This is a genomic window from Geothrix rubra (genome assembly GCF_030268065.1).
Taxonomy (GTDB): domain Bacteria; phylum Acidobacteriota; class Holophagae; order Holophagales; family Holophagaceae; genus Geothrix; species Geothrix rubra.
The window spans coordinates 292,779-309,031 of record NZ_BSDD01000002.1 but is presented as its reverse complement, the minus strand read 5'-3'; the positions used below and the strand labels follow the sequence as shown (position 1 = coordinate 309,031).

The window sequence follows — 16,253 nt, the reverse complement described above, 5'->3', positions numbered from 1 at the left end:
CTTCCCGAGGTTTCCGATGCCGCGCCTCCTCCTCGTGGACGACAATCCCAGCATCCACCGGATTGCCGAGTCCCTGCTCGCTCCCACGGACGTGGAACTGGTGTGCGTCGATTCCGCCGCGGAGGCCCTCGACCGGATCGGCCGGGGCGAACGCTTCGACGTGGCCCTGGTGGACACGGCCATGCCCGGCATGGACGGCTGGACGCTGCTCTCGCGCCTCCGGGCCCTCGAGGCCACCGCCGCCATGCCCATCGCCCTCATGGCGGGCGTGCTCGATCCCGTGGATCCCTCCAAGCTGGCCAAGGCCCCGGTGCAGGGCTTCCTGAAGAAGCCCATCGAGCTGCGGGAACTGGGCGACCGGGTGAAGGCCCTGCTGGCCACGCCCGTGGTGCCGCCCGCCGCCCCCTCGCCCTTCAGCACCGTCCCCGCCACGCCGGCCGCGGACCTGGTGCAGCGGGCCAACGCCGCCCTTCCCGAGTACCGCCCCGAGCCCGCCCCCCTGCCGGAGCCTGAGCCCCGGGCCGGGCTGATGGCCCCGCCCATGCCTGCGCCGGAGGCCGAGGACGACCTGCTGGTGCTCACCCCCGACGATCTCTGGCCCGAAGAGGCCACGCCCGAGGTGGCGGCCCCTGGCGTCCCGGAACCGCTCCCCGAGGTACACCTGGAACTGGAGGAGCTCGACCTGGAGAGCCTGCAGGACCTGGGGGTGGAGGCCGGGGCCCCGGCTGCGCTCGAGGCCCCGGAAGCGTTCCCGGACGATACCCTCGTGACGCTGTCGGGCCTGGAGGAGCTGGACCTTGGGCCCGCGACGCCGGAGGCGCACCCCGCCGCCGAGCCGGCGCTGGAGGAACTGGAACTGGAGCCCCTGGACGCGGACCTGGATCTCGCCCCCCTGGAGGATCTGCCCGTCGCCTTCCCGGCCCCGGAGGCCGTCCAGGCAGGGGCGCCCGAGCCCGCCGCGAACCCCTTCGAGCCGGAGCTGGCCGCTCCCGTGGCTACCCTGCTGGCCCCGCACGTCCCACCGGTGGAGGCCTTCGAAGCCCACGTGGCGCCAGAGCCTGCCGTGGGCGGGCAGGTCCCTGCCGTGGCCGGGCAGGTCCCCGCGGATCTCCCCGGGCCGGCGGATGCCCAGGCCCAGGCCGTGGTGCAGGCGATCCTGGGCGACCCGGTGCTGGTGGATGCCCTCGTGAAGGCCGTCGTGGCCCGCATGGGCGACCAGACCATCCGCGAGATCGCCTGGGAGGTGATTCCGGATCTGGCGGGAAGATTGCATTCCTGAGCGCATGATGCGCCCCTCCGCTCCCCTCCGTACCGGATTCCTCCCATGATCACGGGCTACAACACGGACGTCCGCCACGGGAACCGGATCTTCCACGTCCAGACGGAGGACAAGGGGCTGGCCAATCCCCGCATCGAGACCCTGATCTACGTGGGGGGGGAGATCCTGGACAGCTACCGCTCCTCCTACGAGGACCTGCTGGCCAGCCCGCCCCTCTCCGAGGGCGTGGTCCAGAGCCGCATGGACGAGCAGCATCGCGCCGTCATCCGCGACATCAAGAACGGGAAGTACGACCTCACCCCCCCGGACCTGCTGGAGCAGCAGGCCTTCAACGACCGTCCCCTGGACCAGGCCATCCTGGAGTTCCTGCAGCAGGAGGGGGACGTGGACACCCTGGAGCTGGTGCTGGACCAGGCCCTGAAGCCCGTCTTCGGGAGCCCCTTCCGCCTGCGGGTGAAGGCCCGGCTCTGCCACAGCCAGGGTCCCGTGGCCGGCGCGGAGGTCTCCGTGAAACTGGTGTCCAGCCTGAAGAAGGCCACCAGCCTGGTGTCGGGCCGGACCGATGCGGAGGGGCTCTTCGCCGGCGAAGTCCAGCTGCCCCCCAGCCAGCCCGGGCAGTGCGCCATCGTGGTGAGCTGCACCAGCGAGCAGGGTTTCGATGAGGTGAAGGCGGCCGTGGTGGCCTAGATTGACCAGAAAAATAAGTAGACAATCCTTTGCCCCTGGCCTACCTTTTCCGGAGGAGGCGGGGCATGGGGAAGGTGGAACCTGACCTGCTGAGCATCGGCGACATCTGCGCCGGGACCGGGCTCTCCGCGGATGTCATCCGCGTCTGGGAGCGGCGGTACGGCTTCCCCGAGCCCGTGCGCCTCCCCTCCGGCCATCGCCGCTACCACCGGCAGGACCTGAACCGCCTGCGCCTCATGGCCGAGGCCGTGGCCCAGGGGCACCGCCCCTCCGCCGTGGCCCGCGCCAGCGAGGGGGAATTGCGGAACCTGCTGCTCAGGGAGGGCGGGGCCACGGTGGACCCGGTGTTCCAGACGGTGGTGGCCATGGATACGCCGGCCCTCCGGGCCCATCTGGACGAGGCCCTCAAGCGGATGGGCTGGAAACCCTTCCTCCAGGAGCTGGTGGCGCCCCTGCTGGACCGCGTGGGCATGGCCTGGGCGGATGGCAGCATCGGCGTCCACCAGGAGCACCTGCTCACCGAGGTGCTGGAAGACCTGCTCCGCGAGCGGCGGCTGGACTTCCGCCCCCTCCCGGGCCGGGGCTCGGTCCTCCTCGCCACCCTGCCCGGGGAACGGCACCGGCTGGGCCTGCTCATGGCCGCCCTGGCCTACGCCGCGGGCGGGACGCGGGTCGAGCTTCTCGGCGTCGACCTGCCCGTGGCGAGCATCGCCCACGCGGCCCGGACGCTGAAGGTGGACCGCGTGGCCGTGAGCCTCTCCATCCAGAGTTCCGGCGAGACCACGCGCCGCCTGCTGATGGACCTGCTGGAGCGGCTCCCCCCGGGTTGCAGGCTCATCGTCGGGGGGCAGGGCGCGGCCCGCACCCGGCGGGTGGACGGGGTGGAACGCATGGTGGGCCTGGATGTGATCTGAGCGGGGGCGGGACCTACTCCCACTGCCGCCGGATGCGGTGGAGCAGGAGTTGCAGCTCCACGAGCAGGGGCCGCGCGGCCAGGAAGCAGAGGAAGATGGCCAGCGGGATGGTGGCCTTGTAGCCCACGTGCTTGAAGGCCAGGGCCCCGGTGACGCCGCCGCCGATGAAGGAGACCAGGAGCAGCAGGAGCAGGATCAACTTCTGGCGGTTGGCCACGATGCGCTCGCGGCCGGGGCGCTGGTGGCGGTTCACGTAGGCCAGGCGGCTCAGCTCGATGCCGATGTCGGTGACGGTGCCCGTCATGTGGGTGGTCCGCACCGCCGCGCCGGAGATGATCGAGGTCACCGCGTTGTGCATGCCCATGATGAAGCACAGCAGCATCACGGTGGTGGGCAGGGTGAAGCGGATCTCCGTCTCCAGCCTCGCGCCCATCAGTCCGAAGACCAGGAGGAAGCCTGACTCCAGCACTAGGGTCAGCGCGTAGCGGCTGCGCATGCGGCGTCGCTGCCCCAGGCTGATGAGGGTGGTGCAGAGGAAGGCCCCGGCCATGAAGCTCAGCATCATGGCCAGGGCGGCGAGCGCCGTCTCCATGTCGCCGAGGGCCATCATGTCCGCCATGGTGGAGGCCACGCCGGTCATGTGCGAGGTGTAGTGGCCGACGGCCAGGAACCCGCCGGCGTTCACGGCGCCGGCCACGAAGGCCATGGCCCAGGCCAGCTGGCGGTTCAGGGATTCCGAACGGAGCGCCCCCTCCCGTACCAGCAGCTTCTCCTGGAAGGGCAGGGTGGCCAGGGTGGCCTCCACCGCGGCCTGCAGTTGCTTCCCCTCCAGGCGCCCCTTCAGCAGCCTGCCCAGGTAGCGGGAGGTGATGACGCGGAGGTAGCGGGGGATGCGGCGCATGGGTCGACTGCCTCCACCAGTGAACCATGACGAAGGGGATTTTGGCTGCAAAGAAAGAGGTTAGCGAATCAATTGAGAGGCGGACTCAATTGTTGTTGTACACAACAAAAATAAATTGATGGGCCGGGAACCTTTGTGTAGATTTACGCAACTCAATCACCCCCCCCTCGTGAGGTGAGGCTCAATGGCCCACCTGGACACGCAGAGGCCCCTTGCGGCCCCTGTGCGATTTCTACCACCCGCTAGTGCGGTCTACACCGCGGAGGACACCCCAGTGGCAAGACTCTCCTGCATCCCACGACTCGTGCTGCTCCCGCTCGCCCTCTGTGCCGGGCTCCATGCCCAGTCGGCAAAATGGGACGGTTCCTACAAGGTCTTCGGCGGCGCCACCACCGGGGGCGCGAAGGACAACCTGATCCAGTCCACCCAGAACTTCGGTGCGGGCGTGGAGGCGACCTACGCCCTCGACAAGGACAGCTGCCTGGCCTTCGACCTGGGCTACCGGTTCTTCCCCGGAACCAACGCCATGCAGAGCTACATCGTCCTGCCCACGGCCACGGCGGCGACCATCGGCCGGATCTACACCGGCGAGACCCGGGACCGGAAGGTGGACGGCAGCAGCTGGCAGGCCAGCGCCCTCTACCGACGCAACGCCTTCACGGAGGGCATGTACTGGCAGGCGGGCCTGCGGATCGGCTTCAACAAGGCCAAGCAGACGGACACGGGCGCCGCGTCCAGCTACACCCAGACCAGCGCCACGGCCTGGACGGTGACGGCCACCCGGGCCATCGACTCCGTGGACGAGAAGAAGACGACGGCTATCGGGCTCCTCGGCGGGATCGGCTACCGCTTCACGGACATGTACAGCGGCGAGCTGAACGTGTTCCAGACCAAGTTCGAGGGTGCCTCCGCGGGCAAGCAGAACGGCACCGTGGTTGAGCTGGCCTTCGGCGTCCGCTTCTAACCCTGATCCCACTCGGAGCATGAGATGAACCCAATCCGGATTCGCAGCCTCTCGTTCCTCGCCTTCGCGCTGGCCGGCACCGCCCTGGTGGCCCAGGAGTCCACCGGCCAGATCGTGGGCACCGTCAAGACCCGCGCCGGCGAGCCCCTTGCCGGGGTGGAAGTCCGCTTCGCGGCGCCCACCCTCCAGGGCGTGCGCACCGTCGTCACCGACGCCAGCGGCGCCTTCCGCGCCCCCCTCCTCCCGCCCGGAACCTACACCCTCACGACCGCCAAGGGCGGCTTCGTGGGCGGCAGGGCCGAGGGCGTGGTCCTGGGCCTGGGCCAGGTCCTCCGCCAGGACCTCCTCATGGCCCCCGTCCAGGTGGCGGAGAAGACGGTGGAGGTGATCGCCGCCGCCGCCTCCGTGGACAAGTCCGACGTGAAGACCAGCACCAACATCTCCTCGGAGATGATGGACGTGCTGCCCCGCTTCACCCGCGGCATGGACACCGCGGCCCTCCTGGCGCCGGGCGTCGCCCTCAACGGGACCATGGGCAACCGCGTCCAGATGCGCGGGGCTCCCACCACGGGCAACCGCTGGCTCCTGAACGGCACGGACATCGCCGACAACGTATTCGCGAACACCGACGGCCGCACCTACTACGTGGACGACTCCGTCGCCGAGAGCCAGATCATCTCCAGCCCCGTGAACGCCAAGTTCGGCGGCTTCCTCGGCGGCATCATCAACGCCATCACCAAGAGCGGCGGCAACGAATTCACGGGCATCTTCCGGGCGAACATCAGCCGGAACAGCTGGTCGGCCATCGCGCCCCTGGGCATGCGGCCCAACAGCACCGCCCGGCCCAACCCCGGAACCGACGACCTGAACCGCAACTACACCCTCTGGGTGGGCGGCCCGATCCTGAAGGACAAGCTCTGGTTCGCGGCCTCCACCAAGCTCGACCCCAGCCAGAGCACCCCGAACAACCTGAACGACGTGACGGGCCTCCAGACGGGCGATTCGCCGGCCTCCGCCCGGGGCGCGGGCTACGTGCCCGCCACCACCGGCATGCCCTTCAACATCACCTCGTCGAACCAGTTCTACGAGTTGAAGCTGACCTACGCCATCAACGAGAACCACTCGGTGGAGCTGGCCGGCAACCGCAACGTGACGGACCAGCGGAACCGGTTCTACGTCGCCAGCCCGGACCCCACCACCCTCGTGCCCCAGCGGAACGAGAACTCCTACTACACCGCGGCCTACCGCGGCCTGCTGGGCAACAGCCTCACCCTGGAGGCCCGCTACGCCAAGAAGCACCAGCTGCTGGCCGCCGGCGCCGATCCCGCCCAGGGCGATCCCATCCGGGCCCGCTACAGCAACGGCAGCTACTACATCTTCCAGAACGGCATCTTCGACAAGACGGACGGCGGCGACAACCGCGACATCAAGACCTACACCGCAGGCATCACCTGGTTCAGCCCCAGGACCTTCCTCGGCACCCACACGGTGGAGGCCGGCTTCGAGCTCCTGCGCCAGGACCGCCAGGCCGCCAACGCCCAGTCCCCCACGGGCCGCCAGTTCCTCGTGTGGGGCCGCAATGCGGACGGCACCTACCGCGTGGCGGGCCTGTCCACCTCGGCCACCGCCTTCAGCCAGAACTACGTCCTGCTCTACAGCGTGGACAAGGGTGTGGCGAAGACGGACACGGACGGCTACTACCTCAACGACACCCTGGCCATCAACGACCACTGGCAGGTGATGGGCGGCCTCCGCTTCGACAAGACCAAGGCGGCCGACACCCTCGGCTCCCAGACCGTCTCCTCCAACGCCACCTCCCCCCGGTTCCAGGTCCGCTGGGATCCCAAGGGGAACCAGGCCTGGCTGTTCACGGCCAGCTGGGCCCGCTACGCCGGCAAGCTGAACGACAGCTTCACCAACCGCTTCACCCGGGCCGGCAATCCCATCAGCGAGTCCTACGGCTGGGCCGGCGCCGCGAACAACGCCGCTCCCTATGCGGTGGTGACGAACCTGGCGAACTGGAGCGTCAGCGCGGCCACCCTGCGGTCCTACTCCGGGCCCCTCAGCCGCTTCGCGGATACCAACACCAAGGCCCCCATCAACGACGAGACCAGCTTCGCCGTGCGCCACACCTACACGGACGGCTCGTACATCAACCTCACCTACACCAAGCGCACCGGCAAGCACTTCTTCAACGACTTCTACACCATCGGCGACGAGGTGCAGGTGCCCTTGATCTACAGCACCGGCATGAAGCAGGTGTACGCCGAGCGCTGGGCCACGGATGACCGCCTGACGCGGGACTACAACAGCTTCGAGGTGGACTTCCTGAGCCGCTTCAACGAGAAGTGGAGCCTGGGCGGCAACTACACCCTGGCCAGCCTCCAGGGCAACAGCGAGGGATCCGAAGGCAACAACCCGCCGGTGTCCGGCGACGTCATCGGGGACTTCGAGTCCGTCCACGCCAGCCGGGGCCGGGACTTCACCTTCTACGCCCCCTACGGCTACCTCTCCGGGGACGTGAAGCACCGGGCCCGCATCTACCTGAACTACGTGAACAAGAGCAGCCAGGGCGCCCTGTTCAACGCCTCCCTGATGTTCAACTACACCGGCGGCAGCCCGTACAGCCTCACCCGCGATCTCTACTTCGAGGCCTACGACGACGCCCTGGCGGCCGGCTCCACCATCGCCTCCCAGTACGCCTCCTACGGCACCTACAACCGCTACTACGGGCCCCGCGGCATCGGGCGGTTCAACGACATCTACAACTTCGACCTGAAGCTGGGAACCGAGATCCCCGTCTGGCGGAAGGTGCGCTACTTCGTGGAACTGACGGTGTTCAACGTCTTCAACCACTGGCAGCTCTCCACCTTCTCCACCACGAACGTCAGCGGTTCCAGCCTCGCCACCACCAACCCCCTGGCGGGCTACCAGGTGCAGAACCTCACCCAGGCCGGCGTCGCCGGCGGGAACGCCACGGGCTGGGGCACCTACGGCTACAGCGACTACGTGGGCGGCCGTTCCATGGCCTTCTCCACCGGCATCAAGTGGTAACGGCGCAGCGATCCTGAATCCCTACGGAGTGATCCCATGAATCTCAAGCGACTCATCGCCCTTCCCTTGATGGTCCTCCCCCTCTGCGCCCAGTCCGTGGACGAGGGGAACCCCTTCGAGGTCACGGCCACGGCCACCATCGGCAACTCCGACCTCAACAAGATGGTGCGGAGCAACAACCTGGCCGGCTTCTCCGTCGGCTTCGCCTTCCGCACGGAGCTCAAGCCGGGGCTCAACACCCGGCTGCATCTCGCCCTCATGTCCCTGCGGGGGAAGGACAAGACGGGGTTGGAGAATGCGAACCGCCCCCACGTCAACGGCGGCCTGGACATCATGCAGGACGTGAACCGGTGGACCTTCTTCGGGGGCCTCACCCTCACCCAGTGGAAGCAGAACACCAACACGGCCACGGACGCGAACTTCACCGGGGCCAACGCCACCAACGGCGTGAAGCTGGGCTACCGCATCGGCTCGGAATACGCCTTCACGCCCCAGGTCCGGGGGACCCTGTCCTTCAACCAGGCGGAGTTCAACAAGGTGCTGAACCCCTCCTGGTGGGCCCTGGGCGTCACCTACCGGTTCGGGAAGTAGCCGGACCGCCTCCGCGAGGGAGGGGCTTCGGCCCCTCCCTCTTTTTCGCTAGGGTGGAGCGGGGGCCCCATGGCACGCAGCATCCTCCTCCTCCACACCGGCGGCACCCTGGGCATGGCGCCCAGCGGGGAGCCCGCATCCCTGGCCCCGGGCCGCTTCCTCGACCACCTGCAGGAGCAGGTGCCGGAGCTGGGCCAGCTGGCACGGCTCGCGGTGGAGGTGCCCTTCAACCAGGACTCCGCCTGCCTGGAGCCAGCGCACATCCTGGCGCTGGCGGACCGCGTGCGGAAGGCGGAGCGCGACTTCGACGGCTTCGTCATCATCCACGGCACCGACACCATGGCCTTCACCGCCTCCTGCCTGGGGTTCCTGCTGGCGGACCTGGGCAAGCCCGTGGTGCTCACCGGCAGCCAGCGGCCCCTGGCCTTCGTGCGCAGCGATGCGCGGGGCAACCTGATCAACGCCGTGGACCTGGCCTGCCGGGGCATCCCCGAGATCGGCATCTGCTTCGGAACCCACTGGATCCGCGGCGTGGCCGCCGACAAGCTGAGCGTCCACCAGTTCGAGGCCTTCCAGAGCCCCAACCTGCCGCCCCTGGCCGAGATCGGCGCGGAGATCCTGCTCCACCCCGAGGTGGGACAGTTCCTGCGCCAGGTGCCCCCGGGCCTGGGCGGGGCCCTGGACCTGGCGGTGCACACCCTCACGCCCCATCCGGGCATGGCCTGGAGCCCGGTGCCCGAAGGCGCCCGGGCCGTGCTCATCCAAGCCTTCGGGGCCGGCAACCTGCCCATGGGCCGCGTGGACCTGCGCGCCATGCTGGCCGACTGCCGGGCCCGGAACCTCCCCGTCGTGGTCACCTCCCAGTGCCCGGCGGGCGGCGTGGACCTGTCGGCCTACGAGATGGGCCAGGCGCTCCTGAAGGCCGGCGCCCTCTCCGGCGGCCTGCATACCCGCTGGGCGGCCCTCGCCAAGCTGGGCCTGGTGCTGGGTGCCGGCGGTGGCGTGGCCCAGGTGCGGGAGGCCTTCGAGGTGCCGTGGGCGGGAGAGCCCATGCCGGGCGGGGCGTGGTCCCAGTCCTGACCCGGGACGGAGGCCTCAGAAGAGGGGCCTCCGGACCACGGTGATGGCATTGGCCTCGGCGTCGGCGGTCCCGTCGGTCAGGTCGTGCCGCTGGCCGTCCTGCCAGTACGTGGCGGTGGCGGCCGCGGGGCCGTACACCGTGCCCACCACAAAGACGCTCGACCCGGTCGGGGACAGGGCCACGCCGTTGGCGAAGGAGGGATACCGGGCGCTTGCGAGGACCGTGGGGGCGGCGTCCTTCCAGAGCATGGCCACGGGGAGGCCGGAGGCGGCGTTCTCGCTGCCGGGGGCGTAGACGATGCCATCGGCCACGGCGACGCCGGCGGCGTCGGCCCCCCGGCTGCCGTCGGTCAGGGCCGTGGCCTGGCCGTTCTTCCACACATGGGCGATCCCCAGGCCGTGGACGAATTCGTTGCCGGAGACGTAGACATCGCCGCCGGAAAGGGTGATCCCCAGGGCCCCGCCGCCCCGGGAGACATTCGTCAGGGTGGTCTTCAGGCCGTTCTTCCAGTAGACCGCCTGGGCGGAGAACAGCCAGGTGCTGGGGTCGATCTGGTTGACCTGGTACTCCCAGCCTGCGACATGGACATCGGCGCCGTCGATGGCGACGGCATTGGCCTGGGCCATCCCGCTCCCGTCGGTCAGGGCCGTGGGCACCCCGTTCTTCCAGACCTTGGCCACGGCCACGCCGTAACGGGAGGGATCGCATTCGTAGCCCGTCACGTAGACATCCGCCCCGGAGACCGCGAGGCCGACGGCGAACGCCTGGTTCGTCCCGTCCGTCAGGGCCACCGGCGTCCCGTTCTTCCAGACCATGGCCACATCCACCCGCTCGTTGGACTCGCCCCCGGCGACATAGACATCCTGGCCCGAGACGGCGATGGCGAAGGCCCGGGCGTTGTGGGCGCCATTGGTGAGGGCCACGGCCGTGCCGTTCTTCCAGTACTTGGCCACCAGCACCTGTCCGTTCGACTCGTCCCCGGCCACGTACACATCCGTCGGGGAGGGGGAGGCCCCCGCGCTGGCGCCGGCGCAGCCCAGCTGGACGCCCAGGCCCAGGAGCAGGCTGGCGAATCCCGCGACGAGGACCGCCTTCCTGAAGCGGGCGGCCCGGGCCGGGGAGGGCTGGGCGGAAGGGACGAAGGGCAGGCGCATGAGGCATCCTTCGGTTCGGAGGCGGCCCACCGTCCGTGGCGGGTGGCTGTCGCCGCGGGGGGGATGACTTCACGATACTCCCCTTCTCCCCCCGGCCCTGGGGCGGGGGCATGGGCGCCCCGGGGCAAGCTAGACTGGAGGATTCCCGGGACCCGAGATGCTCGACGCCAACCTCCTGCGCAATGACCTCGACGCCGTGGCGGCCCGCCTGGCGGACCGTGGCTATGTGCTGGACGTGGCGGCCTACCGGTCCCTGGACGAGCGGCGGCGGGCGGTGCTCCAGGAGGCCGAGGCCCTGAAGGCCGAGCGCAACCGCGTGAGCGAGGAGGTGGGCCGCCTCAAGCGGGCCAAGGAGAACGCCGACGCCCTCATCGCCCAGCAGCGGGAGGTGGGGGACAAGCTGAAGGCGCTGGAAGGGGCGGAGCGCGAGGCCGAGGCCGCCTTCCGCGACTTCCTGGCGGGCCTCCCCAACCTGCCGCATGCCAGCGTGCCCGCGGGGAAGGACGAGCACGCCAACGTGGAGGTCAAGCGCTGGGGCCAGGTTCCGGCCATCGAGAAGCCGCTGGACCACGTGGAGCTGGGCACGAAGCTCGGCATCCTCGACCTGGACCGCGCGGCGAAACTGAGCGGCGCGCGTTTCGCGGTGCTCAAGGGCCTGGGCGCGAAGCTGGAGCGGGCCCTCATCGCCTTCATGCTGGACCGCCAGGCCGCCGCAGGCTACGAGGAGGTGATCCCGCCCTACCTCGTGAATGCGGACAGCATGTACGGCACGGGGCAGCTGCCGAAGTTCGAGCAGGACCTCTTCAAGACCTCCCGCGGCGACGGCGCGCCCCTCTACCTCATCCCCACCGCCGAGGTGCCCGTCACCAACCTCTACCGCGACGAGATCCTGGCGGCGGAAATGCTGCCCCTGCGGCACTGCGCCTTCACGCCCTGCTTCCGCAGCGAGGCGGGGAGCTACGGCAAGGACACCAAGGGCATCATCCGCCAGCACCAGTTCCACAAGGTGGAGCTGGTGGCCTTCGCGGCGCCGGACCAGGCGGAGGCGGAGCTGGAGCGGTTGACTTCGAACGCCGAGGCCATCCTGGAGGCCCTGGGCCTGCCCTACCGCCGGGTGCTGCTCTGCACGGGCGACATGGGCTTCAGCAGCCAGAAGACCTACGACCTGGAGGTGTGGCTGCCTTCCCAGGCCACCTACCGCGAGATCAGCTCCTGCAGCTGGTTCGGCGACTTCCAGGCCCGCCGCGCCAACATCCGCTTCCGGCCGAAAGACGGCAAGCCGGCCTTCCTCCACACCCTCAACGGCAGCGGCCTGGCCGTGGGCCGCACCTGGGTGGCCATCCTGGAGAACTGCCAGCAGCCCGACGGCAGCATTCGGGTGCCCGAGGCCCTGCGGCCCTACCTCGGGGGCCTCGAGGTGATCCGCTGACCGAGCCCCTCCTCGCCGTCGAGGGCCTCGGCCTGCGGCGGGGCGGCGCCTGGGCGCTGCGGGACGTCAGCTTCGACGTGGCCCCGGGCGAGGCCTGGGGGGTGGTGGGCGAGAGCGGCGCGGGGAAGACCACGCTCCTGCACCTGGTGCTGGGCCTGATGGGGCCCACGGAGGGCGTCGTGCGGCTGGAGGGGGCGCCCTGGTCGGGGGTGCCGGAGCGCCTCCGCCGGCCACGCCGGCCCCGGATGCAGGCCGTCTTCCAGGAGTCCCACGCCAGCCTGCCGCCTCACCGCACGGGCTGGGAGATCCTCGCGGAGCCCCTGGAGATCCAGCGGCGGGGAACCCCCGCTACCCGGCGGGCGGCCGCTGCGCGGTTGGCGGCACGGGTGAGGTTCCCGGAGACGGCCCTGGACCAGCAGCCCGGGGTCTGGTCGGGTGGCCTGGCCCAGCGCCTCTGCCTGGCCCGGGCCCTCATGCTCGAGCCCGCCCTGCTGGTGCTGGACGAACCCTTCTCGGCCCTGGATCCCGCCCTGGCCGGTCACCTGCTGGCCCTGCTGCTGGAGGTGAAGGCGGCGGGCACGGCCCTGCTCCTGTCCAGCCACGACCTGCGCCTGATGGGGGCCCTCTGCGACCGGACCCTCGTGCTCCGGAAAGGGGCGGTCCTGTGCCAGGGCGGGACCGGACAGCTGCTGTCCGATCCGCCCCATCCGCACGTGCGGGCCCTCCTGGAGGCCGTCCCCGGCCTTCCCGCTAGCGGTCCATCTGGCCCTTGAGGGCCTCCGTGTTGAGGTAGACGCCGCCGAACTGGCCCCAGAGGCTGCGGAGGCCCGCCCGCTGGCGGCCCTGCTGGTCGAGGAACTGCAGCTCGGCGGAGAGCAGCTTCTGGGCCTCGCCGGTCTGGATGTCCTGGACGAGGGTGCGGCGGGTCTCGAAGGTGAGGGCCGGGGCCGCGTCGCGGGAGGCGATCTTCGCCGCCCACAGCTTGCCGTCGGCGGTCCAGGCCAGGGGCGTGATCTGGCCGACGGGGGTGGTCAGGAGGGCCGTTCGGATGGCGGGGATGCCCGCCAGATCCTTGAGGGCGCTGATGGGCCCGGGGGCCTGGGTGGTGAGGACCCCGCCCAGGGCCTTCAGGTCGCCGCCCTTGAGGGCCGCCTGGGCCTTGGCCAGGGCCTGGGTGCGAGCCTCCTCCAGCTTCCAGGCGGCCAGCACCTTGGCGCGGACCTCCTTGAAGGGGGGCACGCCCTCGGGCAGCTCCTCCTGCACGCGGAAGAGGAAATACCGGTCCCCGGCCCGCTGGGGCTTGGAGACCTCGCCCACCTTCAGGCGGAAGGCCTCGCCCGCCAGCTGGGACAGCTCGGGCAGGCCCGGGCTCTGGGCGTCGGGCTCGTTGGAGAAGGGCTGGCTCAGCTGGGCCTGGCTGCCGAAGCTCCGGGCGGCGGAGGCGAGGTCGCCCCCGTTGGCGCGCTTGCGGATCTGCTCCAGCCGCTCCTGGGCGCGGGCTGCGAACTGGTCGTCCTCGAGGGTCTTGCGCAGCTCGTCCTTCACCTCGTCCAGGGTCTTCTCCTTGCGGCCCTCGAGCTGGATGAGGTGGATGCCGTAGACGGTGCGGACGGGCTGGCTGATCTCGCCCACCTTCAGGCTCGCGGCGGCCTCGGAGAAGGGCTTCTGCATCTGCGCGAAGTGGAACCAGCCCAGCTCGCCGCCATTGCCCTTGGCGCTGGGATCATCGCTCAGGGTCTCGGCCGCCTTGGCGAAATCCTCGCCCTTGACCAGCTTCGCCCGCAGGGCCAGGGCCTTGTCCGTGGCCTCCTTCACCTGGGCATCCGATTCGGCCTTGAAGAGGATGTGGCGGGCCTTCAGCTCCAGGTAGTCGTTCTTGCGGGCATCGAAGGCGGCCTTCACGGCGGCGTCGGTCACCTGGACGGCCTGGCCAAGGGCGGCGCGGTCCACGGCGACGACCTGGATGACCCGGCGAGGGGCCTGCAGGAAGCGGTCCCCGCCGGCCTTGTAGAAGGCCTCCAGGGTGGCATCCCCGGGGTCGGCCACCGGGGTCGGATCCACGGCGAGGACGGCCTGGTCGAAGCCGACCTTCCCGTTGCGCACCTGGTTCTCCTGCTCCACCCAGGCGGCGTTCACGGGCACCTGGACGGCAGCCTGCTGGATGAGTTTGGTGCGGAGCAGGTCGGCGCGGAGGGCGCGCTCCTGGGTGGCGGGGTTGAAGCCCGTCTCCTGGAAGATCTTCTTCAGCTCGGCCATGGGCTTCAGGTTGCCCTTGTCGTCGGTGAGGATGGGGTACTGGCGGAGGAAGGCGCGCATGCGGATGGCCACCTCCTCGTCGGTCACGACGATGCCGTGCCGGTCGGCCAGCTCCTCCATCAGCTTCTGGTTCATCAGGTCCCGGAGGGCCTGGGACTGCAGGTAGGGGCGGAGGGCCTCCTCGTTGGCCTGCTTGCCGAAGCGCTGGGAGAGCTCCGACATGTGTTCCATGAGATCCCGGAGGGTGATCTCGCGGCCGTAGACCCTTGCCACCACGGTGTCCGGCGTGTCCATCCGGCCCGAGGGCACCAGGTAGATGACCATGCTGACCAGCACCAGGAGGAAGATCGCCGCCACGGGCATGCGATTGGATTTGAAGACCTGGCGGAACGAACGCAGCATGGGAGCCCCAATGGACAGACCCCCCAGATTACCAAAGGAAGGGCGTTGCATTACACTGGAGTGCTGGAGATGAAGGATGTCGGTTCGGCCCGTGCTCACCTGGGGGGATCCCCGCCTGAAGAAGAACAGCGAGGATGTCGGGGAATGGACCCCTGAGCTGGAGCGCCTGGTCGAGGACATGTTCGAGACGGCCCTGGCCGAGGAGGGGGTCGGCCTCGCCGCGCCCCAGATCGGCGTGAACCTGAACCTGGCCGTCATCGACTGCTCCAGCGGGGAGGATCCGGCCCAGAAGCTGGTGCTCATCAATCCCGAGATCACCCGGGAGGAGGGCCTGCAGGTGGGGCCCGAGGGCTGCCTGTCCATCCCCGGTATCCGCGAGGTGCTGGAGCGTCCCCAGAAGGTCACGCTCAGGAACCGGGCCAGGGACGGCAGCTGGCACGAGGTGGTGGGCGAGGACCTCCTGGCCCGCGCCTTCTGCCACGAGATCGACCACCTCCGGGGCCGGCTCTTCGTGGAGTACTTCGGCCCCGTGAAGCGCCAGGTTCTCCAGCGCCGGTTCCAGAAACAGGCCAAGAGCTCCTAGGAGCCCCCCGGCCACACGGAGGCAGCCATGACCCGCATCGCCTTCCTGGGCACCCCCCGCGCGGCCGTGCCGGCCCTGCGCGCGCTGGCGGAAGAGGGGGTGGCGGCGGTGTTCTGCAACCCCGACCGGCCCGCGGGCCGGGGGCGCCACCTGGAGGCGCCGCCCGTGAAGTCGGCGGCCCTGGATCTGGGCCTGCCCCTGCACCAGCCCGAGACCTGGAAGGCCCCGGAGACCCGCGCCCTCTGGGAATCCCTGGGCATCGACCTGGCGGTGGTCGTGGCCTACGGCCACCTCCTTCCGACCTGGATGCTCGATGCCTGCCCCCTCGGAGTGTGGAACCTCCACTTCTCCCTGCTGCCCCGCTGGCGGGGGGCGGCGCCGGTGAACCACGCCATCCTGGCCGGGGACGAGGCCACGGGCGTGAGCCTCATGCGCCTCACCCCGGGCCTCGACGAGGGCCCGGTGCTGGCCCAGACCCGCCGGGCGATCGGCCAGGGGGACACGGCCGAGGGGCTGCTGGAGGCGCTGGCTGCGGACGCGGCGGACCTGCTCCTCGACCAGCTGCCGCTCCTGCTTTCGGGCAGCGGCCAGCCCCTGCCCCAGGATCCCTCGGGAGCCACCTACGCCACCAAGCTGCGCAAGGAGATGGGCCGGATGGACTGGCGGCGGCCGGCGGCGGAGCTGCATCGGCAGGTCCGCGCCCTGTGGCCGTGGCCCGGCACGGACCTCGAGGTGGACGGCCAGGCCCTCAAGGTCTGCGGCGTGGGGGCCATCCGGAACTGCTACCGGGAGGCCGGCCAGATCCTGTGGGGCCGGGAGGAGGGCGCCTGGCTGACCACGTCGGAAGGCGCCCTGGAACTGACGCACCTCCAGCGCCCCGGGAAGCCCGTCCAGGCCGCCCACCAGGCCCTGCAGCCCTGGGGCGCCAGTGGGAGCCGGGTCCTGGGCTGAACAACCC

14 protein-coding genes are annotated in these 16,253 nt (G+C 70.1%); 11 read left to right on the top strand and 3 right to left on the bottom strand.

Features of this window, described 5'->3' with window-relative positions; genetic code table 11:
• The first annotated feature begins 16 nt into the window (after positions 1 to 16).
• From QSJ33_RS06185 to QSJ33_RS06175, 3 genes are all read left to right on the top strand, one after another.
• Positions 17 to 1,279: a response regulator gene (locus QSJ33_RS06185; protein ID WP_285723693.1), complete on the top strand. Its 1,263-nt coding sequence runs from the start codon at positions 17 to 19 to the stop codon at positions 1,277 to 1,279.
• A 45-nt stretch (positions 1,280 to 1,324) separates the two neighbouring features.
• The gene (locus QSJ33_RS06180) at positions 1,325 to 1,966 is read left to right on the top strand and encodes a hypothetical protein (RefSeq protein WP_285723692.1); all 642 of its coding nucleotides are present in this window, start codon (positions 1,325 to 1,327) and stop codon (positions 1,964 to 1,966) included.
• A gap of 65 nt (positions 1,967 to 2,031) precedes the next feature.
• Positions 2,032 to 2,880, top strand: a complete 849-nt coding sequence (locus QSJ33_RS06175; protein WP_285723691.1) for a MerR family transcriptional regulator — start codon at positions 2,032 to 2,034, stop codon at positions 2,878 to 2,880.
• Positions 2,881 to 2,893: 13 nt separating this feature from the next.
• On the opposite strand, the gene QSJ33_RS06170 is transcribed toward QSJ33_RS06175, so the two are convergent.
• The gene (locus QSJ33_RS06170; RefSeq protein WP_285723690.1) at positions 2,894 to 3,781 is read right to left on the bottom strand and encodes a YoaK family protein; all 888 of its coding nucleotides are present in this window, start codon (positions 3,779 to 3,781) and stop codon (positions 2,894 to 2,896) included.
• 304 nt (positions 3,782 to 4,085) lie between these two features.
• Between QSJ33_RS06170 and QSJ33_RS06165 the strand changes: the two genes are divergently transcribed.
• The 4 genes from QSJ33_RS06165 to QSJ33_RS06150 all read left to right on the top strand — a co-directional run bounded on the left by QSJ33_RS06165 (position 4,086) and on the right by QSJ33_RS06150 (position 9,470).
• Positions 4,086 to 4,745 (top strand): hypothetical protein, encoded by a 660-nt coding sequence (locus QSJ33_RS06165; protein ID WP_285723689.1) that lies wholly within the window; start codon positions 4,086 to 4,088, stop codon positions 4,743 to 4,745.
• A 24-nt stretch (positions 4,746 to 4,769) separates the two neighbouring features.
• Positions 4,770 to 7,799, top strand: a complete 3,030-nt coding sequence (locus QSJ33_RS06160; RefSeq protein WP_285723688.1) for a TonB-dependent receptor — start codon at positions 4,770 to 4,772, stop codon at positions 7,797 to 7,799.
• A gap of 36 nt (positions 7,800 to 7,835) precedes the next feature.
• Entirely contained in the window at positions 7,836 to 8,390 is a 555-nt protein-coding gene (locus tag QSJ33_RS06155) for an outer membrane beta-barrel protein (RefSeq protein ID WP_285723687.1), read from the top strand.
• Between the two features lie 69 nt (positions 8,391 to 8,459).
• Positions 8,460 to 9,470, top strand: coding sequence for an asparaginase (locus tag QSJ33_RS06150; protein WP_285723686.1), 1,011 nt, complete (start codon positions 8,460 to 8,462; stop codon positions 9,468 to 9,470).
• A gap of 15 nt (positions 9,471 to 9,485) precedes the next feature.
• On the opposite strand, the gene QSJ33_RS06145 is transcribed toward QSJ33_RS06150, so the two are convergent.
• Positions 9,486 to 10,625: a hypothetical protein gene (locus QSJ33_RS06145; RefSeq protein WP_285723685.1), complete on the bottom strand. Its 1,140-nt coding sequence runs from the start codon at positions 10,623 to 10,625 to the stop codon at positions 9,486 to 9,488.
• 157 nt (positions 10,626 to 10,782) lie between these two features.
• Between QSJ33_RS06145 and serS the strand changes: the two genes are divergently transcribed.
• Positions 10,783 to 12,054 (top strand): serine--tRNA ligase, encoded by a 1,272-nt coding sequence (serS, locus tag QSJ33_RS06140; protein ID WP_285723684.1) that lies wholly within the window; start codon positions 10,783 to 10,785, stop codon positions 12,052 to 12,054.
• Entirely contained in the window at positions 11,955 to 12,827 is an 873-nt protein-coding gene (locus QSJ33_RS06135) for an ATP-binding cassette domain-containing protein (protein WP_285724320.1), read from the top strand. Before serS ends, QSJ33_RS06135 begins: the two co-directional genes overlap by 100 nt.
• On the opposite strand, the gene QSJ33_RS06130 is transcribed toward QSJ33_RS06135, so the two are convergent.
• Positions 12,805 to 14,712 carry a peptidylprolyl isomerase gene (locus tag QSJ33_RS06130; RefSeq protein WP_285723683.1) on the bottom strand — a complete coding sequence of 636 codons (1,908 nt, stop codon included), beginning with the start codon at positions 14,710 to 14,712 and terminating at the stop codon, positions 12,805 to 12,807. The genes QSJ33_RS06135 and QSJ33_RS06130 overlap by 23 nt on opposite strands.
• A 76-nt stretch (positions 14,713 to 14,788) precedes the next feature.
• Between QSJ33_RS06130 and def the strand changes: the two genes are divergently transcribed.
• Positions 14,789 to 15,295 (top strand): peptide deformylase, encoded by a 507-nt coding sequence (gene def, locus QSJ33_RS06125; RefSeq protein WP_285723682.1) that lies wholly within the window; start codon positions 14,789 to 14,791, stop codon positions 15,293 to 15,295.
• A 27-nt stretch (positions 15,296 to 15,322) separates the two neighbouring features.
• Positions 15,323 to 16,246, top strand: coding sequence for a methionyl-tRNA formyltransferase (gene fmt / locus QSJ33_RS06120; protein ID WP_285723681.1), 924 nt, complete (start codon positions 15,323 to 15,325; stop codon positions 16,244 to 16,246).
• Positions 16,247 to 16,253: the final 7 nt, after the last annotated feature.